This is a genomic window from Candidatus Dormiibacterota bacterium (genome assembly GCA_035635555.1).
In the GTDB taxonomy this organism is placed as follows: domain Bacteria; phylum Acidobacteriota; class Polarisedimenticolia; order Gp22-AA2; family Gp22-AA2; genus Gp22-AA3.
The window spans coordinates 222,968-246,084 of the sequence record DASQAT010000035.1; the positions used below are offsets into that span (position 1 = coordinate 222,968).

Annotated in this window: 21 protein-coding genes; 10 read left to right on the plus strand and 11 right to left on the minus strand. The window is 69.9% G+C overall.

The features are described 5' to 3' along the window. The first annotated feature begins 34 nt into the window (after nucleotides 1–34). On the plus strand, nucleotides 35–922 hold the full coding sequence (locus VEW47_09630; protein ID HYS05438.1) for a phosphatase PAP2 family protein: 888 nt from the start codon (nucleotides 35–37) through the stop codon (nucleotides 920–922). A 2-nt stretch (nucleotides 923–924) separates the two neighbouring features. Here the strand turns inward: VEW47_09630 and VEW47_09635 are convergent, their stop codons facing one another. From VEW47_09635 to ilvD, 7 genes are all read right to left on the minus strand, one after another. Beyond that, a complete protein-coding gene (locus VEW47_09635) occupies nucleotides 925–1,908 on the minus strand; it encodes a phosphatase PAP2 family protein (GenBank protein HYS05439.1) in 984 nt (327 codons plus the stop codon). A gap of 127 nt (nucleotides 1,909–2,035) precedes the next feature. Then, a complete protein-coding gene (locus VEW47_09640; GenBank protein HYS05440.1) occupies nucleotides 2,036–3,352 on the minus strand; it encodes a TldD/PmbA family protein in 1,317 nt (438 codons plus the stop codon). A gap of 7 nt (nucleotides 3,353–3,359) precedes the next feature. Beyond that, a complete protein-coding gene (locus VEW47_09645) occupies nucleotides 3,360–5,048 on the minus strand; it encodes a TldD/PmbA family protein (protein HYS05441.1) in 1,689 nt (562 codons plus the stop codon). Between the two features lie 5 nt (nucleotides 5,049–5,053). Then, nucleotides 5,054–5,305: a hypothetical protein gene (locus tag VEW47_09650; GenBank protein ID HYS05442.1), complete on the minus strand. Its 252-nt coding sequence runs from the start codon at nucleotides 5,303–5,305 to the stop codon at nucleotides 5,054–5,056. Between the two features lie 110 nt (nucleotides 5,306–5,415). After that, entirely contained in the window at nucleotides 5,416–6,438 is a 1,023-nt protein-coding gene (locus VEW47_09655; protein ID HYS05443.1) for a CBASS cGAMP-activated phospholipase, read from the minus strand. A 15-nt stretch (nucleotides 6,439–6,453) separates the two neighbouring features. Then, nucleotides 6,454–8,496 carry an aconitase family protein gene (locus VEW47_09660; GenBank protein ID HYS05444.1) on the minus strand — a complete coding sequence of 681 codons (2,043 nt, stop codon included), beginning with the start codon at nucleotides 8,494–8,496 and terminating at the stop codon, nucleotides 6,454–6,456. A gap of 408 nt (nucleotides 8,497–8,904) precedes the next feature. Beyond that, nucleotides 8,905–10,584, minus strand: coding sequence for a dihydroxy-acid dehydratase (gene ilvD, locus VEW47_09665; protein HYS05445.1), 1,680 nt, complete (start codon nucleotides 10,582–10,584; stop codon nucleotides 8,905–8,907). Between the two features lie 90 nt (nucleotides 10,585–10,674). On the opposite strand from ilvD, the gene VEW47_09670 reads away from it, so the two are divergent. The 4 genes from VEW47_09670 to VEW47_09685 are packed head-to-tail and all read left to right on the plus strand — an operon-like array spanning nucleotide 10,675 to nucleotide 14,035. Further along, entirely contained in the window at nucleotides 10,675–11,925 is a 1,251-nt protein-coding gene (locus tag VEW47_09670) for a PLP-dependent aspartate aminotransferase family protein (protein ID HYS05446.1), read from the plus strand. Between the two features lie 57 nt (nucleotides 11,926–11,982). Beyond that, complete coding sequence (locus VEW47_09675) at nucleotides 11,983–12,576, plus strand: sigma-70 family RNA polymerase sigma factor (protein ID HYS05447.1); 594 nt, start codon at nucleotides 11,983–11,985, stop codon at nucleotides 12,574–12,576. Next, complete coding sequence (locus VEW47_09680; GenBank protein ID HYS05448.1) at nucleotides 12,576–13,316, plus strand: methylated-DNA--[protein]-cysteine S-methyltransferase; 741 nt, start codon at nucleotides 12,576–12,578, stop codon at nucleotides 13,314–13,316. Before VEW47_09675 ends, VEW47_09680 begins: the two co-directional genes overlap by 1 nt. Beyond that, nucleotides 13,313–14,035, plus strand: a complete 723-nt coding sequence (locus VEW47_09685) for a 2OG-Fe(II) oxygenase (GenBank protein ID HYS05449.1) — start codon at nucleotides 13,313–13,315, stop codon at nucleotides 14,033–14,035. Before VEW47_09680 ends, VEW47_09685 begins: the two co-directional genes overlap by 4 nt. A 19-nt stretch (nucleotides 14,036–14,054) precedes the next feature. Here VEW47_09685 and VEW47_09690 read toward each other — a convergent pair whose 3' ends face one another. The 4 genes from VEW47_09690 to VEW47_09705 are packed head-to-tail and all read right to left on the minus strand — an operon-like array spanning nucleotide 14,055 to nucleotide 18,376. Next, the gene (locus tag VEW47_09690; GenBank protein HYS05450.1) at nucleotides 14,055–15,260 is read right to left on the minus strand and encodes an ABC transporter permease; all 1,206 of its coding nucleotides are present in this window, start codon (nucleotides 15,258–15,260) and stop codon (nucleotides 14,055–14,057) included. A gap of 34 nt (nucleotides 15,261–15,294) precedes the next feature. Continuing rightward, nucleotides 15,295–16,500: an ABC transporter permease gene (locus tag VEW47_09695; GenBank protein HYS05451.1), complete on the minus strand. Its 1,206-nt coding sequence runs from the start codon at nucleotides 16,498–16,500 to the stop codon at nucleotides 15,295–15,297. After that, entirely contained in the window at nucleotides 16,497–17,174 is a 678-nt protein-coding gene (locus VEW47_09700) for an ABC transporter ATP-binding protein (protein HYS05452.1), read from the minus strand. The genes VEW47_09695 and VEW47_09700 overlap by 4 nt, the downstream gene beginning before the upstream one ends. Then, entirely contained in the window at nucleotides 17,171–18,376 is a 1,206-nt protein-coding gene (locus VEW47_09705) for an efflux RND transporter periplasmic adaptor subunit (protein ID HYS05453.1), read from the minus strand. Before VEW47_09705 ends, VEW47_09700 begins: the two co-directional genes overlap by 4 nt. A 111-nt stretch (nucleotides 18,377–18,487) precedes the next feature. Between VEW47_09705 and VEW47_09710 the strand changes: the two genes are divergently transcribed. From VEW47_09710 to VEW47_09730, 5 genes are read left to right on the plus strand one after another with little or no spacing between them, the layout of a single operon-like run. Then, on the plus strand, nucleotides 18,488–19,699 hold the full coding sequence (locus tag VEW47_09710) for an FAD-binding oxidoreductase (GenBank protein ID HYS05454.1): 1,212 nt from the start codon (nucleotides 18,488–18,490) through the stop codon (nucleotides 19,697–19,699). Next, nucleotides 19,692–19,910 (plus strand): hypothetical protein, encoded by a 219-nt coding sequence (locus VEW47_09715; GenBank protein HYS05455.1) that lies wholly within the window; start codon nucleotides 19,692–19,694, stop codon nucleotides 19,908–19,910. The genes VEW47_09710 and VEW47_09715 overlap by 8 nt, the downstream gene beginning before the upstream one ends. Nucleotides 19,911–19,955: 45 nt before the next feature. Then, nucleotides 19,956–21,380 (plus strand): FAD-dependent oxidoreductase, encoded by a 1,425-nt coding sequence (locus tag VEW47_09720; protein HYS05456.1) that lies wholly within the window; start codon nucleotides 19,956–19,958, stop codon nucleotides 21,378–21,380. A 12-nt stretch (nucleotides 21,381–21,392) separates the two neighbouring features. Next, nucleotides 21,393–21,626, plus strand: a complete 234-nt coding sequence (locus tag VEW47_09725) for a zinc ribbon domain-containing protein (protein ID HYS05457.1) — start codon at nucleotides 21,393–21,395, stop codon at nucleotides 21,624–21,626. A 44-nt stretch (nucleotides 21,627–21,670) separates the two neighbouring features. Beyond that, a complete protein-coding gene (locus VEW47_09730; GenBank protein HYS05458.1) occupies nucleotides 21,671–23,050 on the plus strand; it encodes a transcriptional regulator in 1,380 nt (459 codons plus the stop codon). The last annotated feature ends 67 nt before the right edge of the window (nucleotides 23,051–23,117 follow it).

Consider the following 23,117-nt stretch of genomic DNA (forward strand, 5'->3'; position numbering starts at 1 on the left):
GATTGAGTGTGTGCGGCGCCCCGTTCGATGTCTGGTGATCGCCCTCTGTGTTCTCTCGACCGCCGGCCTGGCGCCGGTCCTGGCCGACCAGGAGGACGACGGCGCGCCGGATCCTTCCCGCGGCCTGCCCGCCTACCTCGAGCATTACTCCCGCCCCTTCGTGATCGACGGCCGCGAGTTCAAGTTCACGCAGAAGTATTACTGGCACCGCCTGTTTCATCCCGGGATGAAGGACAAGGTCCGGGGCGCGGGAGTCCTGATGGCGTCGTTCGTTCTGGCGACCCGGAAGAACCAGATCCAGGCGGACGTCGCCGAGGACGACACTCCGTCCCGCGAGCGCTTCTTCAGGCAGGCGCAGGATTTCGGCGGCAAGGGGATCGTTCCGGCGATCGCCGTCCTGTTCTATATCGGCGGCTCGGCCTTTCACGACTACCGCGCCAAGGAGACCGGTTTCATGCTGGCCGAGTCGGGACTGTTCACAGGCATCCTCACGGTGACCGGGATGTGGATCCTGAGCGAGGACCGCCCCAGGGACGGCGGGCGCCTGCATCCCTTCCAGGGGATCGGTCACGGGGTGTCCGGCCACGCCGCGACGGCCGCCTCGGTCTCGGGCGTGCTGTCGCGCATGTATCTTCAAGTCAAGCCCGAGGATGGGCGCATCCGAAGGACCTTCAAGTGGATCGGGAAGGGGTTCGCTTACGGCGCGCCTTTGGCGGTGGCCCTCGGGCGCGTGAACGAGCAGGAGCACTTTCTCTACAGCGCCGTCCTCGGCATGGCGATCGGTTTCTGGAGCAGCAACGCCGTCGCCGACGCTCACGGACTGTACCTGGAAGGGGGGCGCCCGCGCCTCAGACCGGCGAGCGTCGGGCCGATCCTGGGAGAAGGGGGCGGGGCCGGGGTCGGCGTGCGCTGGGAGTTCTGATCTCAGTAGTTCCAGCGCGCCCCGATGCCGGGCGCGCCCCGGTCGTTCGTGATCGGACCGACGGCCGAGGGCCTGAAGCGCGACGGGGTGCCGTGGATGTAGAGACCGTGGGCGTCCGCCACGACGTTGCTGCTCCAGTAGCCGATCGAGAGCCCCAGGACGGTGTTGTAGAGATAGTGCTGCTGGTCGTTGACGCGGCCGAAGGCGACGATGGCCGGCAGGCCGTACGCGAACCCCTTCCCGATACGTTTCCACACGGCGGCGGCGTGGCTGTCGTCCGGATCGATCTGAAGATACATGCGCGACAGGACGCCCGAGATGGAGGCGGCCGTGGCGCTGTGGCCGGAGATGCCGCCGCCGAAGCCGCGGAACGGGTGCAGGCTGCCCCCGTATTTCGGCCGGTCCTCGGCCAGCACGAAGCGTCCCCCCAGGGTCACCAGGTCGGTCAGAAGGAGGGAGTGGGCGAGCATCACGCCCGTCTCCTTCGAGCGGTAGTCGCGCATCGTCGAGCCGCCCACGTACATGAGCAGCGCGGTCGCCGGCACGACGATGCCGCCGCCGAGCTTCTGGATCCTCTTCAGCGTGGTCTCATGCTCGAGAGTGGTGTCGCGCTGCGCCCAGTCGCTCTGGATCTGCTCCTTCTGCGACCAGAGGGCGAACGCCACGGCCAGGACCGCGCCGCCTGTTTTCTTGTCGCTGGTCGTGGGGTGCGTCAGGCGGTGCCAGTAATACTTCTCCGTGAACGCCAGCTCGCCGGTGTCGATCCGGAACGGGCGCGAGTACCGATCGAGGTAGTCCGGGGCCGCTTCGCCGCCCTCCTCGCGGACGTCGAACCCCGGCGCCGCCGCGGGATCGCCGGGCTCCGAGGCCCCCGCTCCCGCCACGTCATCGGCGGCACCGTCCATCATGGCTCCCCATGACGGCGTCAGCCCCTGCAAGGCTCCGACGATCACGACGAGCGCCAGAGGCGCCCGGACCTTCTGCATCGCTCTCACCCCCCTCAGGGTCAATATAGATTCCGGATCATCGGAACACAGGCCTGGGCCCATTTCAAATTTGTCCTCACCGGAGGGAAAAATCCCGCTCAGCAGAGGGCCGATTTCACGCGGGTGATCAGACCGCGTCCGATTTGCTGGTGAAGGTGAACTCGCGCGCCTTGATGGCCGGCACGAGCATGCGGCCGGCCGGGACGGGGGAGGTCATCGCCTCGATGTTCCGCAGCATCACGACCGGGCTCTCGTTGAAGCGCAGATTGACCGCCGGGGCGGCGATCTTCCCCTTTTCGATCAGGAACAGCCCGTCCCGCGTGAGCCCCGTGAGATGCCAGGTCTGCGGATTGACGGTCCGGATGTACCAGAAGCGCGTCACCAGCAGGCCCCTGTCGGTCGAGGCGATGAGGTCGTCGAGCGTCGCGCCGCCTCCCGCGAGGACCAGGCTTCCCGGGGACGGCGTCGGCGCGACACCCGTCTTGGCCGCCCAGTAGCGGTCGGCGTACAGGGTCTTGAGAACGCCCTTCTCGATCCAGGCAATCCTGCGGTTCGGCAGGCCCGCGCCGCTCCACGGCAAGGCCGGGACGCGCGCCTCGAACGGATCGGTGACCAGGGTCACCGTGTCGTGCGCGACCTTCTCCCCGATGCGGCTGCCGCCTCCCTCCTTGGAGAAGACGCTTCGACCTTCGTCGGCGGAGCGCTTCGACAGGGCGCCGAACTGCAGCGTTTGCACGAGCGCCGCCACCGCCGCGGGCTCCAGGATGACGGTGTAGTCGCCCGGAGGGACTTCGCGGGGCTTGGCCGACGCGATCCCCTTGTCGGCGGCGCGCCGGGCGACCGGCTTCGGGTCGACCTCCGAGAAGCGCGGGGAGTAGGAGGAGGCCCATCCCGACCCGGTGCCGTCGGAGGTCCGCATGGTGACCGAGAACTCGACGTCGGTCGAGACGTGGTGCCCGAAGTTCCCCTTGCTGTTGCCGATCGCGCGCGCCTCGGCGTTGTTCTCGTAGAACCCGGCCGCCGTCAGATGACGGCGCTCCGCCAGGGTCAGGGCCGCTTTGACGCCGGCGGCCCGGTCGGCCGCGTCCGCCCGGCCCGCCTGCTCGTCGCGTGTCTCGAAGAGCGGGTAGCTCTGGGGCGGCAGGGTCTCCACCCACTCGGGGTCGACCGGCATCAGGTCGCGCAGACCGACGGCGCGCCCCACCGCCTCCTTGAGGCCGCCATCCGAGAGATCGTTGGTGCCGACGGTTCCGATCTTCCCTTCGCGGCGGGCGGCGATCGACAGCGTGACGTCCTCGACGCGCCCCGACGTCGTGATCTCGTTGCGCGCGAAACGTGTGTGCGACGCGGTGCGGGCCAGAAGCTCGACCTCGAGGTCCCCGTCCTGCCGCAGCGCCAGGACGCGCTCGATCGTTCTCTTCGCCTCGTCGCGGTCGAAACGCACGGGTTCTCTACTCCGTCCGGATCACGGTGATGCCGCGGAAGCGGCCGGCGGGACAGCCGTGGCTCATGGCGTTGATCTGGCCGGGCTCCCCCTTGCCGTCGCGGTTCAGACCGACGTTCTGCCACGTCGACTGGTCGCCGAGGAGATCGCAGGCCTGCCAGAAATCAGGGGTGCGGCTCTGGTACGCGACGTCGGCGATCATCGCGCCGACCTTCCCCCCCTTGATCTCCCAGAACGCATCGCCGCCGAACTGGAAGTTGTAGCGCTGGTGGTCGATCGAGTACGAGCCGCGCCCGTCGATGAGGACTCCGTCGTCGACTCCCGCGACCAGGTCGTCGATCGACGCCGGCTTCCCGCCGGCCTCGAGCCAGACGTTCGGCATCCTCTGGAACGGCACGGACGCGTACGAATCGGCGTAGCAGCAGGCCATCGACTCCTCCTGCCCGATGAAATGGGCCTGCTCGCGGATCGTCTGGTAGCCGACGAAGATTCCATTCTTGAGGATCGGAAAGCGCCTTGTCGCAACACCGTCATCGTCATATCCGCACGTGGAGAGCCCCTGCGGCAGCACGCGATCGCCGAAGACGTTGACGATGTCCGAGCCGACGCGGAACGTCCCGAGCCTGTCGGGCGTCAGGAACGACGTGCCGGCGAAATTCGCCTCGTACCCCATCGCCCGGTCGAGCTCGGTGGAATGCCCGATCGATTCGTGGATCGTCAGCGCCAGGTGCGTCGGCAGCAGGACGAGGTCCTTCCTGCCGGCCGAGACCGACGGCGCCTTCAGGTGGTTCACCACCTCCTCGCCGACGCGGCGGCCGCTCTCGACGAGACCGGCCTTCTCGACGAACTCGTAGCCGCCGCAGACGGCGTTCGGACGGTAGGTGCGCGTCTTCGCCTTGCGCGTCTTGAGGTCGCGCGCCGTGGCCGTGTACTCCGGCGCCACCTGGACGATCGTCTGCCTCAGGACGCTGCCCTCGGTGGACATGAAGAAGCGCTCCTCGAGCCGCTGCTCCATGAACCCCGTGACCGAGAACACGCCCGCGACCTTGCGGACCTCGGTGCTCGCCGCCTCGAGAAGGGCGAGCTTCTCGGCGACGCCGACGTCGAAGGGGTTCTTCTCGAGGGGGGTGCTGTAGGTGTCCTTGGCCGCCGGGGCCCTGGCGAGACGCACGGGCTCCTTCCGGAGCTTCGAATGCGCCCTCGCGATCGAGACCGCCTCCGTCGTGATCCGCGCGACGGTGTCCTTGTCGAGCGTGGCGCTGGCGGCGAAGCCCCAGGCACCGCCGTGGATCACGCGCACGCCGAAGCCGAAGGATTCCTCGTCGGTGACCGACGGCACGTTGTTGATCGCCCCGGTCGCCCAGTCCGGGGTCGAGCGCAGAAGGATCGTCTGCGTGCGGTAGCGATTGATGCGGATGTCGGCGTACGTGGCGCCGAGCGCCCTGGCCTTCTCGAGGGCGACCGCGCCGAACTTTTCGAGCTGATCGGGCGGCAGGTTCACCGCTTCGATGCGACGCGTCACGAAGGCCCCGGGGACCATCTCGATCGCGGCGAGCGCGAGGGCCGAGGCGCCGCAGGACCGGAGAAAGTCCCTGCGGTTGCCGTGGAGAATGGACCGGCTCCTGGAGCCGGACGGCGGCGCAGACACGCCTCCCCCGCCGCCGGGCCATTCCAGGCTCCAGGAGTCGGCCCGCATGCGGCTCAGCGCCTGGATTTCCTGCCCCGTCCGCGACCGCGCATCGGCGGACGGCCCCGGCGGCCGCGTCGCCGTCCGGCGGCGGCGCGGCGTCCCGTCCCGGCGCGACGGCCGCGCTGCGTGGCGATCTTCTTGAGCCTGCGCTCCAGCTTCCTGAGCTGGCTGTCCAGCTTCCGGAAGCGTGGGCCCACCGTCGCCTTCAGCGTCCTGGTGATGACCGCCTCGAGTGCACCTGCGACATCAGGAGTTCGCGCCATGGTCCTCCCTCAATGTGTCCGCGCCTCAAGCGGCGCGGATTTCATGCTGGTCGACCGCGCGAAGCCTATCATCCCTTCCCGCGGGAGTCCACAAGGCCGATCGAAACGCGTCAGGAATGATGCCCGGATGGATTGCGGAGTCGCAGCGCGCGGACCGCGGTCTTCTGCTCGCGACCACGTGTCGCGGCGCTCGAAAAGAAGCGCCGAATCAGATCCGGATACAGAACGCGCGCCGCCTGGCCTCCGGGCTCGATCAGATTTTTCGCGGCGTCATAATCGTCGAGCGGGTAGGGACGCTCGAGCGGGACGTTGACGCGGAGGTACTGCTCCGTATCGAGAAGGCGCAGCGCAATTTCGTGCGAAATTCTCGCCTGCGCGATGAGCATGTGCTCGATGGCCGCCGTCCTCCAGAACCAGACGCCCATGCGTTTCGCCTTCTCGTAAGGAATGCGCTCGGCCCGCTCTCCGGCGCCGACGGACAGGATACGGATCATCGCGAGCGGCTGACCGAAGTACCGCACGGCCTCGGTCAGGCCGATGAGCGTCGGATTGTTCGCGAACAGACCTCCGTCCACGTGGCTGTCGCCCTCGGAGACCTGGGTCCCCGGGAAGAAGATGGGGGCCGAGGACGACGCCAGCGCCACCTTCCAGGCGGGCTCGTCGCCCGCCGGGACGAGGTCGGCGGCATGCTCGTCCTTCCAGACGCGGGGGTAGGAATTTTCCAGCTCGTAGGAGGTGACGCAGACGGGCGTCGTCGCGTCGTTCAGGACCTTCGATCCGAAAAACTCCCGGAGGGTCGCGGCGAGCACGCGATTGTCGTACTTGGGACGCAGCAGCATGCCGAGCCGCCGTGGCCTGCTGAAGACGAGCCTTCCTTTTTCGAGGAACAGATCCAGCACCGTCCGCGCCGGCGTGCCGTACGCCAAAGCCAGCGCGATGATCCCGCCCATCGAGGTCCCGACGATGAGATCGAAATGGTCGCCGATCCGACCCCCGCCGAGGTCCTCGAGCGTCGACAGGAAGGATGCCGTGAACAGGCCGCGGATTCCGCCCCCGTCCAGCGCAAGAACGCGGAACCCGGGGTCTTTCCCCGCGTCGGACGAGTCCTTGAAGCGCAGCGCGGTTCCGTACACGGGATGGACACGCTCCTAGACGGCGAACCGCTCCGGGTCCCAGCGCAGGCCGATCTCGGAAGGCGGGGCCATGTAGCCGGCGAGCGCCGACGACGCGACGACGGCGGGGCTGGCGAGATACCCCTCCCCGCCGACCCCCATGCGGTTCTGCCAGTTGCGGTTGAACGACGTGATGGCGCGTTCTCCCGGCTTCAAGGCGTCGTCACCCTGGCCGAAGCAGGGTCCGCACCAGGACTGGCGGATTTCGCCGCCCGCGGAACGGAAGACGTCGGCGATCGACTCGTCCCCGAGGCGCGGATCGGGACGCTCGATCTGCCCGCGCACCGTGCCGCTTCCGGGAAAGACGATGAAATGGACGCTCTTCGGTACGCTCTTCAGTCCCGTCTCCCGGGCCGCCCGGATTACCAGGGCCGCGCCCAGCAGATCGTCGTAGGAGCCGTTGGTGCACGATCCGATGAGCGCCTTGTCGAACGTCAGCCGCTCGCGCGCCACCTCGTCCGCGGCGAAAGCGTTCCCGGGACTGAACGGCTTCGCGATCATCGGGCCCACAGTGGTCAGATCGAACGTCTCGTCGATCTCGAAGCGCGCGCCGGTGCCCGTCAGGAGGGGCGGGTACGGAAGCGCGATCCCGCGCGCGGCGTACCAGCCGTCGGTGATTTCATCGCGGGCAAAGATGCCGTTCTGCGCTTCGGCCTCCGCCATCATGTTGGCGACCGTGTTCCGGAACGGCATCGGGAGCTGTCGATCGCGGTCCACGAACTCCACCGACATCCCCTGCGCCTGTCTCTCGCCCCAGCGGCGCAGAAGATCCAGGACGATGTCCTTGCCGCTCACCCAGGGCTGCAGTCGACCGGCGAACACGACGCGACGCTGCCGGGCCAGGGTGACGTAGACGGCTCCAGTGGCCCATCCGAAACCGAGGGTGGTGCTGCCGACGCCGATACCGACCGCCCCGTACGCCCCGTAGGCCCGGCTGTGCGAGTCGGCGCCGGGGTAGAAGCCGCCCGGAACGATGAGTCCCTGCTCGGGAAAATAGAAGTGGAATATGCCGTCGCCCGGCGAAGCGTAATGCGGCCTGCCGATCGAGTGCAGACGCGCGAATTCCTCCGAAATCGACGTCTGCTTCCGATCATCCTCCTTGCCGGTGAACACGAAGTGATCGCTGGCGATCGCCGCCTGGCGGGGGAAAACGGTCCCCCCTCCCGTGATCGCGTTGAACGTGTGGATGGCGAACGGCGCCGTGCCGTCCGACGCCGGCAGGAGGTCCGCATACAGCCGCAGCGTCGCGCCGGGGCGGACGCCCGCCTCCCTGTCGACGCGATGCGCCCAGACGATCTGCTCGGTCAGAGAGAGCGTCCGCGCCTCCGTCGCGTCCGGAAATTCGACGCGCGGCGCGCGACCGGCCGATTCTCGGAACTCACGCCGGCCCATGTCGAAGATGCCTCCGCCCTTCCGTATCTCCTCCTCCTTTTCGGTGAGCGGGAGGGGACGATAGCGCCGGTCCTGCGTGACGTTCACGATCTCGCGCGTCTCGACGTCGAAGGTGAATTCATCTCCGTCCCGCGCGTCCCGCACAGCGTCCTGTGACTGGACGACGTGCAGACCCAGGTTGAGGGCGTTGCGGCGAAAGATGTCGCCCATGTTGCCGCCGCAGACGATCACCATCTCCAGCCCGGCCTCCTCGGCGACGCCCTTGAGGCCCGCGGGCGACATCTCGCGCGACGAGCCGATGGCGAAGCGATCTCCGGCCACCAGGACGTTCTGCCCCGCGTGGACCCGCTCGCGGAACCCGGGCATCAGGTAGCGGAAGGAGCCCGCCTTCCAGCGCTCGTCGAGAGTCGCGAGGCTTTCCGAAACGCAGTCCGAGGAGGGGGTGATCTGATCGGTGTCGATGGCGTCGAGCTTCTTCCCGGGATGTTTCGGGTCCCAGAAGATGAGCGCCTTCCCGCGCACCAGCCGTCGCCCGCCCTGCGCCGCGCCCGACGCCCGCGGCGCCCGCGCCGCGATCGTCTCGAGCGTCACCCCCGGCTTCAGTCGCGCCGGCTGTATCGGAGTCATTGTCGCACCCTGTCATTCATGATACTCCACCCTCGCAGAGTCTCCATCGCGTTGCCGAGCGTGTTGCGCGCGATTCATGCCGCGCCACGCGGTCGTGTGCGCAAACGTGGACAGATGGCGTCGCGCGGTGCGTCAATTTCTTGAACGGCAGGCTCTGCGTCGGTACTTGATTGTCGCATGCGCGAAAAGTTTCTCTGCTGGCCGCCCCGGTGGAGAGCGGCCGCGGCCCCGCCCGCGCGGCCGTGTGAGACCTCGCGCCGGGGCCCCGCCGCGCGGAATTCGCGCGGTGGGCGGCACGAGGCGAACCGAGGGGAGGCTTGCGCGAGCAAGCCGGACCCGTGCCGCGCGGGCGGGGCCGCGGCCGCTCTCCACCACGTGGGCGTGAAGCAGAAAGAGAGGGGGCCGCCTTCAGGTGTTGAAGCCGGTGACCGCCCCCTCGCTGGCCGACGAGACCAGCCGGGCGTACTTGGCGAAGACACCCCGGGTGTACCGCGGGGCGGGCGCCGTCCACGACCGCAGGCGGGCGCTCATCTCGTCGTCGCCGACCTCGACATCGAGACGGCGGCCCTCGACGTCGAAGACGATCGTGTCCCCTTCGCGGACGGCGGCGATCGGTCCCCCGCGCGCCGCCTCGGGGGCGACGTGGCCCGCCATCAGACCGTGCGTGGCTCCGGAGAAGCGGCCGTCTGTGAGCAGGGCGACCTGGTCGCCGAGACCCTGGCCGACGAGCGCCGCCGTCACCGCCAGCATCTCGCGCATGCCCGGCCCGCCGCTCGGCCCCTCGTAGCGGATCACCAGCACGTCCCCCGGTGCTATCGTCCGGGCCTGCACGGCCGCGAAGGCGTCCTCTTCGCGGTCGAAGACGCGCGCCGGGCCGCGATGCTTCGTGCGCGAGTGGCCGGCCATCTTCACGACGCACCCTTCCGGGGCGAGATTCCCCCTCAGGATCACCAGGCCCCCGGTCGCCTGGATCGGGTTGGAAAGCGGGCGGACCACGATCTGTCCGGCCGACTCGCGCGCCTCCTTCGCCTCGTCGCCGATCGTCCGGCCGCTGACCGTCATCTCCTCCGGGCTCAGAAGACCCGCCTCGCGGAGTCGTTGCGCCAGAAGACGCGTCCCGCCGGCGCGCTGCATGTCGTGGGCGACGAACCGGCCGCCCGGCTTGAGGTCGGCGAGAAGTGGAGTCTTCGCGCTGAGGCTGTCGAAATCGTCGATGACGAGCGGCACGCCGCTCTCGCGCGCCAGGGCGAGCAGGTGCAGGACGCCGTTCGTCGAGCCACCCGTGGCGGCGACGGAGACGATGGCATTCTCGAACGCGGCCCGCGTCAGGATCCGGCTGGGGCGCAGGTCGTTCTTGAGCGCCTCCATCACCAGCCGCCCGGCCAGACGCGCCACGTCCTTCCGCGCCGGGTCGGTCGCCGGCACTCCGGCGCTTCCCATCGGCGAGATCCCGAGGAACTCGAGCGCCGTCGCCATGGTGTTGGCGGTGAACTGCCCGCCGCAGGCCCCGGCGCCCGGGCAGGCCGCGTCCTCGAGCTCGCGCAGGTCCTCGAGGCTCATCTTCCCCGAGGCGTGCGCGCCGACCGCCTCGAACACGTCCTGGATGGTGACATCGCGCCCCTGGAAGCTCCCGGGGGCGATCGATCCCCCGTACAGCACCAGCGACGGCAGGTCCAGCCGCGCCAGGGCCATCGCCGTCCCGGGAATCGTCTTGTCGCATCCGGCGAGCGCCACCACGGCGTCGAACAGGTGTCCGCGCGCCACCAGCTCGATCGAGTCGGCCACGATCTCCCGGCTGACGAGGGACGCCTTCATCCCCTCGGTCCCCATGCTGATTCCGTCCGACACGGCGATCGTGTTGAACTCGATCGGCGTCCCCCCCGCCGCCCGGATCCCCTCCTTCACGTAGTCGGCCAGGTCGCGCAGGTGGATGTTGCAGGGCATCACCTCGATCCAGGTGTTCGCCACGCCGACGAGCGGCCGGGACAGCTCTTCGTCGTCGAAGCCGACCGCCTTGAGCATGGCGCGCGCCGGCGCGCGGTCGAAACCCCGCAGGAGGGCGGCCGAGGGACGTTGCGCCTGCGTCATCGCGGATTCCACATGCGGCCGACATTGTAGCCGCTCCCGGGTGAGCGCCGGTAGTCGGGCGCGTTCTATAATGCGGATCCCGGTGGACACATGACCAACAAGCGCGAGATTCCCTACGTGGTCCGCCCGCCCACCGCCGTCCTGACCCGCGGCTTCGATCCGCGTCTGTCGGTCGGGTCGGCGCGCCCGGCGGTGTTCCGCTCCTCGACCTACGTCTTCAACAGTCCCGAGTCGGCCGAGCGCGCGTTCGCCATCGCCCTGGGCAGGCTGCGGGCCGAGCCGGGCGAGAACGTCGATCTCATCTATTCCCGCCTGTCCCACCCGAACGCCGAGATCCTCGAGGACCAGATCGTCCCGCTGGAGCGCGGGGCGACGGCGGCGGCGGTGTTCAACTCGGGCATGGCGGCCATCTCGACGATCTTCCTGTCGCTGTGCGGTCCGGGCTGGAGCGTCGTGCACACGGTGCCGGTCTACGGCGGCACGCAGCACCTGTTCGACACCTTCCTGCGGCCGCTCGGCATCCAGTCGACCGGTGTCGTGGCCGGGGACGGCGCGGCGCTCGAGCGGGCGATCGCCGGGGCGCGGAACCTGCGCATCGTCTACCTGGAGACACCCGCCAACCCCACCCTTCGCATGGTGGACATGCGCCGGGCGGTCGAGGCGGCCCGCCGGCACCCGGATGCGCCCCTGGTCGTCGTGGACAACACCTTCCTGGGTCCCGCTTTCCAGCACCCTCTCCAGCTCGGCGTCGATCTGGTGGTCTATTCCGCGACCAAGTACCTGAACGGTTTCAGCGACCTTTTGGCCGGGGTCGTGCTGGCCGCGGACGCCGATCTCGTCACGCACCTGCGCGGCACGCGCGCCATCCTGGGCAACATCCTTCAGCCCGACGAGTGCTGGCTCCTCGACAGCCGTCTGCCGACGGTGATCCTGCGCATGAACCGGCAGAGCAAGAACGCGCAGCGCATCGCCGAGAGTCTGGCCGCCCACCCGGCCGTGCGGCGGGTGCTCTACCCGTCGCTCTTCACCGACAAGGAGCAGATGGCGATCCGCGACGCGCAGTGCGATTTCCCCGGAGCGATCCTGACGCTCGACCTCAAGGGCGGCAAGATGGCGGCATTCGCGTTCCTGCGCTCGCTGCGCATCCTGCGCGACGCCGTCAGCCTCGGGGGCGTCGAGTCGCTCGCCTGCCACCCGCGCACCACCACGCACTCCGAGCTGTCGGAGGAGGACCTGGAGCGCTCCGGGATCTCGGACAGCCTGGTGCGGATCTCGATCGGGATCGAGGACTGGCGGGATCTGCAGCGCGACATCCAGGACGCGCTGGACTCCTTGCGCTGACCGGCCTCTCCGGTGTTCCACCCTTTCCGAGCGGCCGCCCCGTATAACCGGTCGACGATGATGACCACGGACCGCGAGTTGATGCACAGGGTGGCGACAGGGGACGAGCCGGCCTTCACCGAGCTTTCGAACCGCTACAGCGCGCGTCTCTTGACCATGGCGTGGCGGCTCCTCGGCAACCGGGCCGACGCGGAGGACGCGGTGCAGCGCGCGCTCCTGCGCCTGTACACCTCGGCCAGGAGCTATCGCTCCGAGTGGGCGGTCTCCACCTGGCTCTACCGCATCACGACCAACGTCTGCGTGGACGAGATGCGCCGGCGCCGGAGCCGGTTCGTGCTGCAGCGGGCGGCGCAGGAGGAGGCGGACGGTCAGGGGCTTCTGTTTGCGTGGGGCGGCGGGCACGGGGGCGGGGGCGCGCAGAACCTCGATGTGCAGCGCGCTCTCGACAGAGTCCCGCTCGAGGCGCGCATGCTCCTCGCCCTGCGCTACATGGACGGACTCTCCTACCGCGAGCTGGCCCGTGTCCGGGGCATCAGCGTCAACACGGTGAAGAGCCAGCTCGCCCGCGGCAAGTCGATCGTGAGAAAAATCCTGAAAAAGGGAGGGCCCGGGCGGCGGACCGCCGGGGCCTCGACGAAAGGAGCCCAATGATGAGGACGCATGCGTATCCGGGGAGGGACGATCTGGAGAACCTGCTGGTGGTTCATTTCCGGCCGGTCGCGGCCGGCGGCGATCTGGCGCGCCGGGCCCTTCTTCGCCTGCGTGACGGCTGGGACACGGAGCGCTTCGCCGGGGACGTCCAGATCGAGGCCTCGGAGCGCGGTATCATCCGGGTCAGTCGGGGCGGCGCGGCGCATCCGCCGGTGTCGCGCGCGGCGAAGCGCCTGGCCGAGCGGGCCCGCGAGGAGCTTCACGACTACCTCGGGGGGCGGCGCGCCTTCTTCTCTGTGCCGATCGATTTCGCCGGAACGCGGCCGTTCCAGCGCAAGGTCCTCGAGCTGACCCACCGCATCCCCTTCGGCGACACCAGGACGTACTCCTGGATCGCCCGGCGGATCGGCCACCCGCTCGCCGTGCGCGCCGTCGGCACGGCCCTCGGCCTCAACCCGGTGCCGATCCTCGTGCCGTGCCACCGCGTCCTCAGGACCGATGGCGGCCTCGGCGGGTACGCCTTCGGGCTCGATCTCAAGACACGGCTTCTGGGTCTCGAGCGGGCCACGCCGGTCCTGGAAGGGTGCGCCACGACCGGCATCGTCTGCCGCGTCGGCTGCCCGCACGCGATGCGGATGCGCGAGGACAGCCGCGTCGTGTTCGCCTCCGTCGAGGACGCCCGCACGGTCGGCTACCGGCCGTGCCGGACCTGCCGGCCGGGGGCGGCGGCCGGCGCGTGAGGCACGCGACCCGCGTGGCCTCCCGCCTCGAACAGCTCGACTGGGACGCGATCGAGCGGTCGCTCCGGGAGCGGGGCTGGGCGAAGACCGGCGTCCCCGTGCTCACCCCGCGGGAATGCGCCGGACTGATCCTCCTCTACGAGGACGACGCCCGTTTCCGCAGCCGTGTCGACATGGAGCGCTTCCGGTTCGGCCTGGGTGAGTACAAGTATTTCGGTCACCCGCTGCCGTCCCTGGTGCGCGAGCTCCGCGCGCGCGCCTACCCGCGCCTGGCGGCGCTCGCCAACGACTGGATGGAGGCCCTCGGAGAGCGCCGCCGCTACCCACCGACCCTGAGAGGCCTGCTGTCGGTCTGCCGCCGCGCCGGGCAGACGAAGCCGACACCGCTCCTCCTGCGCTACGAAACCGGGGGCTTCAACTGCCTGCACCAGGATCTCTACGGCGACGTGGCCTTCCCGCTGCAGCTCACGTGCGTCCTGAGCCGCCGCGGTCCCGATTACACCGGCGGAGAGTTCCTCCTGGTCGAGCAGCGTCCGCGCCAGCAATCGCGGGGCGAGGCGATCACTCTGGAGCAGGGGGAGATCGTCATCTTCACCACGCGCGAGCGCCCCGTCCGGGGCGCCCGCGGTCATTTCCGCGCCGTCATGCGCCACGGCGTCAGCCGCCTGCTGTCCGGGACACGCTACAGTCTGGGGGTCATCTTCCACGACGCGCGGTAGGCGCGCGCCGCCGCACGCGTCATTCCGCCCGCAGCGCCTCGACGGGATCGAGGCCGGCGGCGCGCCGCGCCGGCAGGACGCCGCTGAGCAGTCCGACGGCGAACGACAGGGCGAGGGCGGCGAACACGTACGCCACGGGGGTGTTCACCGGCAGGCGCGGCAGCGCCAGCTTGAGGAGGCGCGCGACGCCGATCCCGGCGGCAATCCCGAAGGCGCCGCCGGCCGTCGCGAGGAGGGCCGCCTGCAGGAGAAAGAAGGCCAGCACCTGGCGCCGGCGCGCGCCCAGGGCGCGCAGGAGCCCGATCTCGCCGGTGCTCTCGTTGACCGAGATCCACATCATCGTCAGGATGCCGATGGCGCCGACCACCAGCGAGATGCCGCCGATGGCGCCGACCGCGGAGGTCACCACGCTGATGATCCGGTCGAGCGTGGACAGCATGGTGTCCTGCGTCGTGATGGTGAAGTCCTCCTCTCCCTGATGGCGATCGATCAGGACCCGCTTGATGTCGCGGACGACGGTGTCCTTCGCCGTGGCGTTCCTGTAGACAACGTCGATCTCGATCAGGTCGTCGCGGTTGAACAGACGCAGCGCCTCCGACACCGGGATGAAGGCGGTGTCGTCGAGGTCGAGCTGCAGGAACTGTCCCTTCGGCTCCATCACCCCGATGACCCGGAACGGACGCCCGCCGATCCGAACGCGCTCCCCGAGGGCGTTGTCGTCACCGAACACCTCGCGCTTCAGCTTCATCCCCAGGACGACGAGCGGCGAGCCGTGCCGCGGGTCGCCCGCCGGCAGGAACGTGCCGTGGCGCACGGCGAACTTCCAGACGCGCGGCACGTCCGACGTCACGCCGTAGACGAGGACGCTGCGGCCGCGCTCCCCGTGCTCGACCCGGGCGTTGCCGAACGCCACCGGCATCGTCGCCTCGACCTGGGAGATGCGGCGGAGCGCCTCGGCGTCCTCGATGGTCAGCTTGCGGATCGTGCCGGCCATGGCGGTGGGGTTGCCGCCGGAGGTGTTCGACTTGCCGGGATTGACGCCGATCAGGTTCGTGCCGAACTGGGTGAATTCGCTGAGGACGAACACCCGAATCCCCTCCCCGATCGACGTGAGCAGGATGACCGAGGCGATGCCGATGGCGATGCCGAGCATGGTCAGGGCCGAGCGCAGGCGGTGCCCCGTGACGGCGCCCCACGACAGCCTCATGAGATCGACGACCCGCATGACGATCACCTCGTCCCGTTCCGGGACGGACCGATCACCGTCCCGCCAGGGCGATGACCGGATCGAGGCGCGCCGCCCGGCGCGCCGGCAGCACGCCGAACACGGCGCCCGAGAGCAGCGACACCGCGAGGGCCGCGAACACCGCCCACGCCGGCGGTCGCGCCGGCAGCGCCGGGAACGCCTGCCCCAGCACCCCCGAACCGGCGTAGCCGATCAGGAGACCGAGGACGCCTCCGGCCGCCGACAGCAGGACCGCCTCGACCAGGAACACCTTCAGGATTTCGCGGGGTGGCGCCCCGAGCGCCTTGAGCAGCCCGACCTCAGGCGTCCGCTCCGACACCGACACCAGCATCACGTTCATGATCCCGATGCCGGCGACGGACAGGGAGATGGCCGCGATCCCCGCGAGCGCCAGGGTGAGCGCCCCGAGGATCCGGTTGAAGGCGCTCAGGACGGAGTCCTGCGTAAGGACCGTCACGTCCTCCTCGTTGTCGTGCCGCTCCTTCAGGATGCTCATGACCTGCGCGCGGGCCGCGTCGATCTCCGCGTGCACCCCGACCTCGATCAGGATGCGGAACAGGGAGCGCTGGTTGAACAGGCGCAGGGCGCTCGACACCGGGATGATCACGACATCGTCCATGTTCAGACCGATCGACTGGCCCTTGGGGGCCATCACGCCGACGACGCGGAAGCGCCAGTCGCCGATGCGGATCGTCCGGCCGAGGGGGGTCTCGGACCCGAACAGCTCGCTCTGCACCGTCCGGCCGATGACCGCCACCGGAGCCCCCCGATCCGCCTCGACGTCGGGCAGGAACCGGCCGATGCCGATCGCCAGGTGCCGGACAGGGAGCAGATCGGGCGTCGATCCCAGGATGGTCACCTCGCGCCGCTTCTCGCCGTAGCCGACGCGCGCCGACCCGACAGCGAGCGGCGCCAGACGGCGCACGTGCGGAGCGCGTCTTTGAATCGCCTCGCAGTCCTCGAGCGTCAGCGGGCGGGTCGTGCCGCCGAAGATCGGCGCGTTGCCGGTGGTCTCGGTCCTGCCCGGCAGGACGATGAGAAGGTTGCTGCCGAGAGCCATGAACTCGTTGGTGACGTAGCCGCGGGCCCCCTCCCCGAGGGCCGTCAGCAGGATCACGGCGCCCACGCCGATCCCCATCCCGAGGAGGGTCAGTACGGTGCGCAGGCGGTGCCCCTTGAGAGCTTCCCAGGCAAACCGCAGCAGATCGAGGGCGCTCATGCTGTCGCACCGTCCGACGAGATCCGCCCGTCGACCAGCTTCAGGATGCGCCGGGCCCGCTGCCCGACCTCGGGATCGTGCGTCACGACCACGAGCGTCAGCCCCGCGCGGTTCATCGACTCGATCAGCTCGATGATCTCGTGGCCGGAGGCGCGATCCAGGTTCCCGGTCGGCTCGTCCGCGAGCAGGATCGACGGCCCCATCACCGTGGCGCGGGCGATCGCGACGCGCTGCCTCTGGCCTCCCGAGAGCTGGTCGGGACGGTGCGCGGCGCGGTCGGTCAGCCCGACCGACTTGAGCGCCGCCGCCACGCGCTCGCGCCGCTCCGCAGGCCGGATACCCGCCAGGACCATCGGCAGCTCGACGTTGCCCGCCGCCGTCAGCCGGGGGACCAGGTGGAAGAACTGGAACACGAAGCCGATCTTGCGGCTGCGCACTTCGGCGAGCGCGCTCTCCGGCAGCGATCCGACCTCGCGGCCGTCCAGCACGTACGTCCCCGCGGTCGGGCGATCGAGACAGCCGAGGATGTGCAGGAGGGTCGACTTGCCCGAGCCGGACGGCCCCATCAGGGCCAGGTAGTCGCCGCCGGGAACCGTGAGGTTGACGTCCTGGAGGGCCCGCACGATCTGGTCGCCCACGCGAAAGTGGCGCGACAGCCCGACGAGCTCGATCACTTTTTGTCGCTCCGGCCGGCGGCGCCGTTCTTCTCCAGGCCCGACTCGTCGCGGATGACCGCGCGCACTCCCTCCTTCACCTCGGCGCGATCGAGCGAAACGACGATCGGCTCGCTCTCGGCCAGCCCCTCCTTGACCTCGGCGTACTCCCAGTTGCGCAGGCCGGTCGTCACCTGCCGAGCCACCAGGTGGCCGCCGTTGAAGACGAGGACGCGGTCCCCCTCGAGCAAGGCGTAGGTCGGGAGACGCAGCACGTTCGTGACGGATCGCAGGATGACCTCCACGTCGGCGGAGGTCCCCGGCAGGAGCGAGCGCGCGAACTCCGCGTCGTCGAAGTCGACCTCGGCCTCGAGCGTGCGGTTCTGCTCCACGATGTCCTGGACGTACGGCGCCACCCGGGTCACGTGACCCTGGAACGACCGGTTCGGGTAGGGGTCGAGGGTGACGCGTGCCTGCTGCCCGGCGTGCACCCTGCCGGCGTCGACCTCGTCCAGCGGAGCGCTGACGTAGATGGACGACGGATCGATGATGTCGAACACCGGAGGGATCGGAAGGGCGGGCGGCGAGGGGGAGGCCCACTCCCCCACTTCCGCCTTGAGATCGGCGACGACGCCGTCGAACGGGGCGTGCAGCACCGTCTTGTTCAGGTTGGCGCGTGCCAGGTCGATCGCCGACTGCGCCCGTTCGGCGTTGGCGCGCGCCGCCTGGCAGCGCGCCGAGGCGGTCTCGCTCTGGCTCTGCAGCCGGTCGACCATCTCCACGGACACGATGCGATCGTCCTTGAGATCGAGCGTGCGCTTCAGGTCGCGCGCCGCCAGGTCGGCCGCCAGGCAGGCCTCGCGGGCCGACGCCCGCGACGTCGCCAGGTCCTGCTCGGCCAGGGACAGCGACGCCTTCCAGTCGTTGTCGTTGATGCGCAGCAGGACGTCCCCCTTGCGAACGTGCGCGCCGGGACGGAAGCCGATGAACGCGACCCGGCCGCCGATTTCAGGGCTGATCCTGGCGCGGCGGCGGGCCTTCACCGTGCCCGCCTTGCTGTTGGTCACGGTCTCTTCGACCGTGCCGCGGGCCAGGCGGTAGACCGTCACCGGCACCGGGTCGGGACGCACGACCTTGTAGATCCCCAGCCCCAGGTTGACGAGGATGAACAGACCCGCGGCCAGGGCCAGGAGCCCCAGCGTCCACTTCAGGACACGTCGCATGGCGCGAACGATATCACGTCGAAGCGCAGGCGGGACGGGCGCGCCGGACCCGGATTCCGGCACGCGGGCGGGCTCCTCGGGTAGAATTCCGGCCGGGCACAACCGATCCTCATGGACGCACCCTCCTCAACGCCATCCTTCACGCGCCGCGCCTTCGTCAGGACGGCGGCCGCCGCCGGGATCGGCGGCGCCTATCTCGGAGGGGCGCACCTCCTGCTTCAGGACGCGCGCTGGACCCCGAACCTGTCCTTCTGGGTATCGCGCGGGCGCGATCCCGCAGGCCCGCCGCTGCGGGGGGAGCGCGAGGCCGACCTGGCGATCATCGGCGGGGGCGTGACCGGTCTGTCGACGGCGCTGCACGCCCTTCTGCGCTCCCCCCGGTTGCGCGTCGTCCTGCTCGAGGCGCACTACGTCGGGTTCGGCGCCACGGGGAGGAGCGGCGGTGTCCTCGGCAACGGCACCGAGATGGGAACTCCACCGGGGACCGGGGAGAACGTGGCGCAGGTGATCGAGATCGTCGATCGCTTCGGGATCGGCTGCGATCTGGAGCGCGCACCGGAGACGCAGCTCGATCCCTACCGGTACGCGGTGGGACTCAAGCGCACGGTTCTCGGTCTGGGCGGTGCCATCCACGAGGGGAGCCGCGTGCGCTCCCTCGAGGATGGGCAGACCGTCACCGTGCGCGGCGACGACTTCGCGGTGCGCGCCCCCAAGGTGATCGTGGCCGCCAACGGCTACACGCCGAGGCTCGGAATCGGCGCCGCGCGCCTGTTCCCCGCGCATACGGCGGCGGCGGTCACGGCACCCCTGCCGCGCGAAATCCTGCGCGACATTCCCGACAGCATCCTGGTGATGACGTCAGGCGAGATGTACATGTGGGGACGCAAGGCTCCCGGCGGCCGGGTCCTGGTGGGAGCGGGGGCGCGGTACCTCTACGACAACGGCCTGAATTACACGGGGGATGGATTCCTGTTTCCGGCCCTGCACCGGACCCTGGTGAAATCGTTCCCCGCGCTGGCGGGCCACCCCTTCGAGCACGCCTGGACCGGACCGATGGGCTGCACCACGGACCAGGAGCCGATCATCGGGACGGCCGGACAGTCGGGCAACATCGTCTACTGCGGCGGGTACACCGGTCACGGCATCGCCATGGGCACGAAGGCGGGCTCATTCCTCTCCGACATGCTGCACGGCCAGAGTCCGCCCGCCTGGATGCTGCGGCCGACGCAGAGTCTGCCCGGCGAGCCGCTGCGCTACATCGCCATCAACACGGTGATCAATATGATGAACCTGGGCCTGTACCACATGGACAAGCATGTCTGATGCCGCCCGGGCGCGGGCGCTGGGGATTCTTTCTGTCCTCCTGTTCTTCGTGCCGCTCGTGGCCCCCCTGGTCCAGGGCGTCACCCTCGTCTACGTCCTGTCCCTGGGGTGGCGGGGATCGCTCGACAGGACCAGCATGATTCTTGCCGCCAGCGGCGCCGCCCTGGGCTTCGTGCTGTTCCTCGCGACCGAATATCTCTTCATCGTCTGAGCCCTGGATTTCGGCTAGAATCCGGCGCCTCAGGAGCGCTTTCCCATGACCCGTCTCACCAGGCGGACCCTGCTGAAGAGCGTAGCACTCGCCGGCGCCGGCGTGACGCTCCAGAGGTGCTCCCCCTCGTTCATCGGCAAGACCTACGACGTCGCCGTCATCGGCGCGGGCATGGCCGGACTCTCGGCCGCCCGCGACCTTGCGCGCGCCGGCCTCGACGTGGTGGTTCTGGAGGCGCGCGATCGGGTCGGCGGACGCATCCACACGATCCATGAGCCGGCGCCGCACGGGATCGAGCTCGGGGCGCAGATGATCCACGGTTCGCGCGCGCCGACCTGGGAGCTGGTGCGGGAGTTCAAGGTCCAGACCCGACCCTTCGGCGAATGGTCCACCTGGTCGTGGTCGGCCTCGGCCGGTTTCCAGAAGCCGGACGAAGCGCGCGCGGCGGACATCGACGCCCGGCTGGCCCGCGCCTACCACGCCTACCGCGGCGCCGACATCCCGTTCCAGAAGTTCCTCGACGACGAGAGGTTCAGCCCCGAGGAGCAGGACAGCGTCGCCGAGCACGCCCTGTCGTGGTCGGCCGAGCCGTCCGAGGTGAGCCTGCGGGCCGCCATGGAGGACGACGCGGACTGGAACAGCTACCTCGATCGCAACTACCAGGTGGTGGACGGCTACGACCGTCTGCCCCGCAAGCTCGCGGAGGCCCTCGGCGACCGCGTGCGCCTGTCGTGCGTCGTGCGTCGGATCGAGTGGGGCCGCTTCGGGGCCGCCGTGTCGTACGACCGGGGCCTGCGGGCCGAGACCGTCCGCGCCCGGCACGCCGTCGTGACACTGCCGATAGGAATTCTACAGACCGCCTCGCCGGTCTTCTCGCCGGACCTGCCGCCGTGGAAGAGGAGATCCATCCAGGCTCTGAAGATGGGACGTGTCGTGGTCGTGCACTTCCTGTTCGACGCCTGGTTCTGGCGCGACGCGAACCCGAGCCTGCCGGGTTGGAGCACCCGGGGCGGGCGCATCTCGTTCTGGGACCCGCACCCGTCGGGCAAGGGGCAGCCGGTGCTCCTGGGCTGGATCACCGGCGCCGCGGCGCAGGAATTGAGCGACCTCGGAGAGGAGGCCGGCCGGGACCGCGCGCTGTCCTGGATCGAGGAGCCGTTCCCCGCCGCAGGGGCGCGCAAGCGCGTCCAGTGGTCGAACCTGCGCGACTGGATCCGGGACCCGTACGCTCTGGGCTCCTACTCGTACACCTGTCCGGGGGGCGCGCTGGAGCGCGCCGCCCTCGCAACGCCTCTCGAGGGTCTGCACTTCGCCGGAGAGGCGACGGCGGAGGCCCCGCATTACCAGACGGTGCACGGAGCGTACCTGAGCGGCCGCCGCGCGGCGCGCGAGATCCTCGGAGCGCTGGGACGGGACGTCGCCTCGTCGCCGCCCTCCTTTTCGCGGCTCCCCCGCCGTCTTTTCGCCTAGAATTGAGTCGCCATGCCGCTCTACGAGTACATCTGCCGGTCGTGCTCCCGGCGCTTCGAGGCGCTGGTGATCGGGCCGCCGAGTCCGGCCTGCCCGGGTTGCGGGGGCGAGGACCTCGAGAAGCTCGTCTCCACCTTCGCCGTGGGCGGCGGCCCCTCCCCCAGAAGCGCCGAGTCGTCAGGGGACGGCGGATCGTGCGGCACCTGCGGCGATCCGCGCGGTCCCGGGTCCTGCGCCGTCAATTAGTTCGAACGTCCGTAAGACTCGCCCCCTTCGGAGCGTGACCTCTCATGCCGCGGAGCTACCGCTTCGCCGAATTCACCGTGTCCCCCTCGCGCAGGACGCTGACCCGCGCGGGACGCGAGGTGCCGCTCATCCCGCGATATTTCGACCTCCTCGTGCTGCTGATCGATCGCCGTCGTGAGGCGGTGCACAGGCAGGACATCCTGGAATCGGTCTGGAGCGACGTGGTCGTCTCGGACGGCGCCCTGAGCCAGGCGGTCCGGACGCTCCGGCGGGCGCTCGGAGACACGGCGCGCGAGCCTCTCTTCATCCGCACGATGTCGCGCCACGGCTACCGCTTCATCCACCCCGAAGTCGCAGAGGACGAGGACGCCGTCCTGCCGGTCACGAGCCCTGCGATCCCGATCGATCCTGCCTCGGCCGCGCCGTCGACGGACGACCCGTTCGAGACTCCGCTCGCCCGGCTCCTGGAGGACGGAGTCCCGGAGGGGGACGATCCCGACGAGGTGCGCCGCGAGGCGGCCGAGACTCTGCACCTCCTCGGGACCGAGGAGACCCTGCGACGCCTGGATCGCCGGCAGGGTCACGAACGTGCCCGGGCCCTTTTGAGGGACGCGCGCTGGGATGTCGCCGGCGCGGGGCCGGTGCCCCTTCTGGGTGTGCCCGGTTCCGCAGCCGCGATCCTCTCCCTCGTGCTCCTCAGGCTCAGGCGCGCGGCGCGCCTGGCGGGGAGTCGCTGGGGAGCCGCCTCGGCGGGCGGCGCCCTGGCGGGAATCCTTGCAGGTCTTTTGGGCGGGCTCCTGCTGCGTCTCGGCGACGGGTCCGAGTCGCCGGCGAGCCTGCCGTTGACGCTCGGGCTCATCGGTGCTCTCGCCGGGGGGACGGGCGCCGCGGGTATAGGCGCCGGACTGGCGTTCGCCGAGGCGATCGCCCGCTCCTTCCGCGGTCTGGCCCTCGTCCTGTGCGGAGCCGCGGCCGGCGGTCTGACCGGCGCCGTGGCGTACCTCTTCGTGCGCTGGACTCTCGCCGGCGTGTTTGGGCAGGACCTGTCGTCACTCGGGGGCGGTCCGGAGGGGCTGGCCATCGGTGGTGCCGCCGGGCTGGGATATGCGCTGTCGACGCCTCGGCCCCCGGGAGGAGGGATGGCGACACCGCGCGGGGCGGCCCGCATCGGAGCGGCGCTTCTGAGCGGAGCGTGCTGCGGTATCGCGGGGCTCGTCGTCTGCCGGCTGGGCGGCAACCTGGTCGGGACGAGCCTGAACATCCTGGCCCACGAGTACAACGGTTCCCATGTCGGCCTCCTCCCCCTCGCCCGCATGCTGGGGGAGTCGGGCCCCGGTCCGCTCACCCGCACCCTCTCAGGCGCGGTGGAAGGGCTGTTTTTTGGCACCGGTCTCGTCATCGGGTTGACGCGTCGCCCTCGCTGACACACAGGCTCCCGGGTCCCCCCTCAGCCACATATCAGGACTTGCTCATCGTGGCCTCAGGTCTCGA

What these genes read in the sequence shown, in the direction of transcription:
- VEW47_09635 (HYS05439.1), bottom strand. Translation starts at nt 1,908, where the DNA reads ATGCAGAAGGTCCGGGCGCCTCTGGCGCTCGTCGTGATCGTCGGAGCC.
- VEW47_09645 (HYS05441.1), bottom strand. Translation starts at nt 5,048, where the DNA reads ATGCGGGCCGACTCCTGGAGCCTGGAATGGCCCGGCGGCGGGGGAGGC.
- VEW47_09650 (HYS05442.1), bottom strand. Translation starts at nt 5,305, where the DNA reads ATGGCGCGAACTCCTGATGTCGCAGGTGCACTCGAGGCGGTCATCACC.
- VEW47_09660 (HYS05444.1), bottom strand. Translation starts at nt 8,496, where the DNA reads ATGACTCCGATACAGCCGGCGCGACTGAAGCCGGGGGTGACGCTCGAG.
- ilvD (HYS05445.1), bottom strand. Translation starts at nt 10,584, where the DNA reads ATGACGCAGGCGCAACGTCCCTCGGCCGCCCTCCTGCGGGGTTTCGAC.
- VEW47_09670 (HYS05446.1), top strand. Translation starts at nt 10,675, where the DNA reads ATGACCAACAAGCGCGAGATTCCCTACGTGGTCCGCCCGCCCACCGCC.
- VEW47_09675 (HYS05447.1), top strand. Translation starts at nt 11,983, where the DNA reads ATGATGACCACGGACCGCGAGTTGATGCACAGGGTGGCGACAGGGGAC.
- VEW47_09680 (HYS05448.1), top strand. Translation starts at nt 12,576, where the DNA reads ATGAGGACGCATGCGTATCCGGGGAGGGACGATCTGGAGAACCTGCTG.
- VEW47_09690 (HYS05450.1), bottom strand. Translation starts at nt 15,260, where the DNA reads ATGCGGGTCGTCGATCTCATGAGGCTGTCGTGGGGCGCCGTCACGGGG.
- VEW47_09695 (HYS05451.1), bottom strand. Translation starts at nt 16,500, where the DNA reads ATGAGCGCCCTCGATCTGCTGCGGTTTGCCTGGGAAGCTCTCAAGGGG.
- VEW47_09705 (HYS05453.1), bottom strand. Translation starts at nt 18,376, where the DNA reads ATGCGACGTGTCCTGAAGTGGACGCTGGGGCTCCTGGCCCTGGCCGCG.
- VEW47_09710 (HYS05454.1), top strand. Translation starts at nt 18,488, where the DNA reads ATGGACGCACCCTCCTCAACGCCATCCTTCACGCGCCGCGCCTTCGTC.
- VEW47_09715 (HYS05455.1), top strand. Translation starts at nt 19,692, where the DNA reads ATGTCTGATGCCGCCCGGGCGCGGGCGCTGGGGATTCTTTCTGTCCTC.
- VEW47_09720 (HYS05456.1), top strand. Translation starts at nt 19,956, where the DNA reads ATGACCCGTCTCACCAGGCGGACCCTGCTGAAGAGCGTAGCACTCGCC.
- VEW47_09725 (HYS05457.1), top strand. Translation starts at nt 21,393, where the DNA reads ATGCCGCTCTACGAGTACATCTGCCGGTCGTGCTCCCGGCGCTTCGAG.
- VEW47_09730 (HYS05458.1), top strand. Translation starts at nt 21,671, where the DNA reads ATGCCGCGGAGCTACCGCTTCGCCGAATTCACCGTGTCCCCCTCGCGC.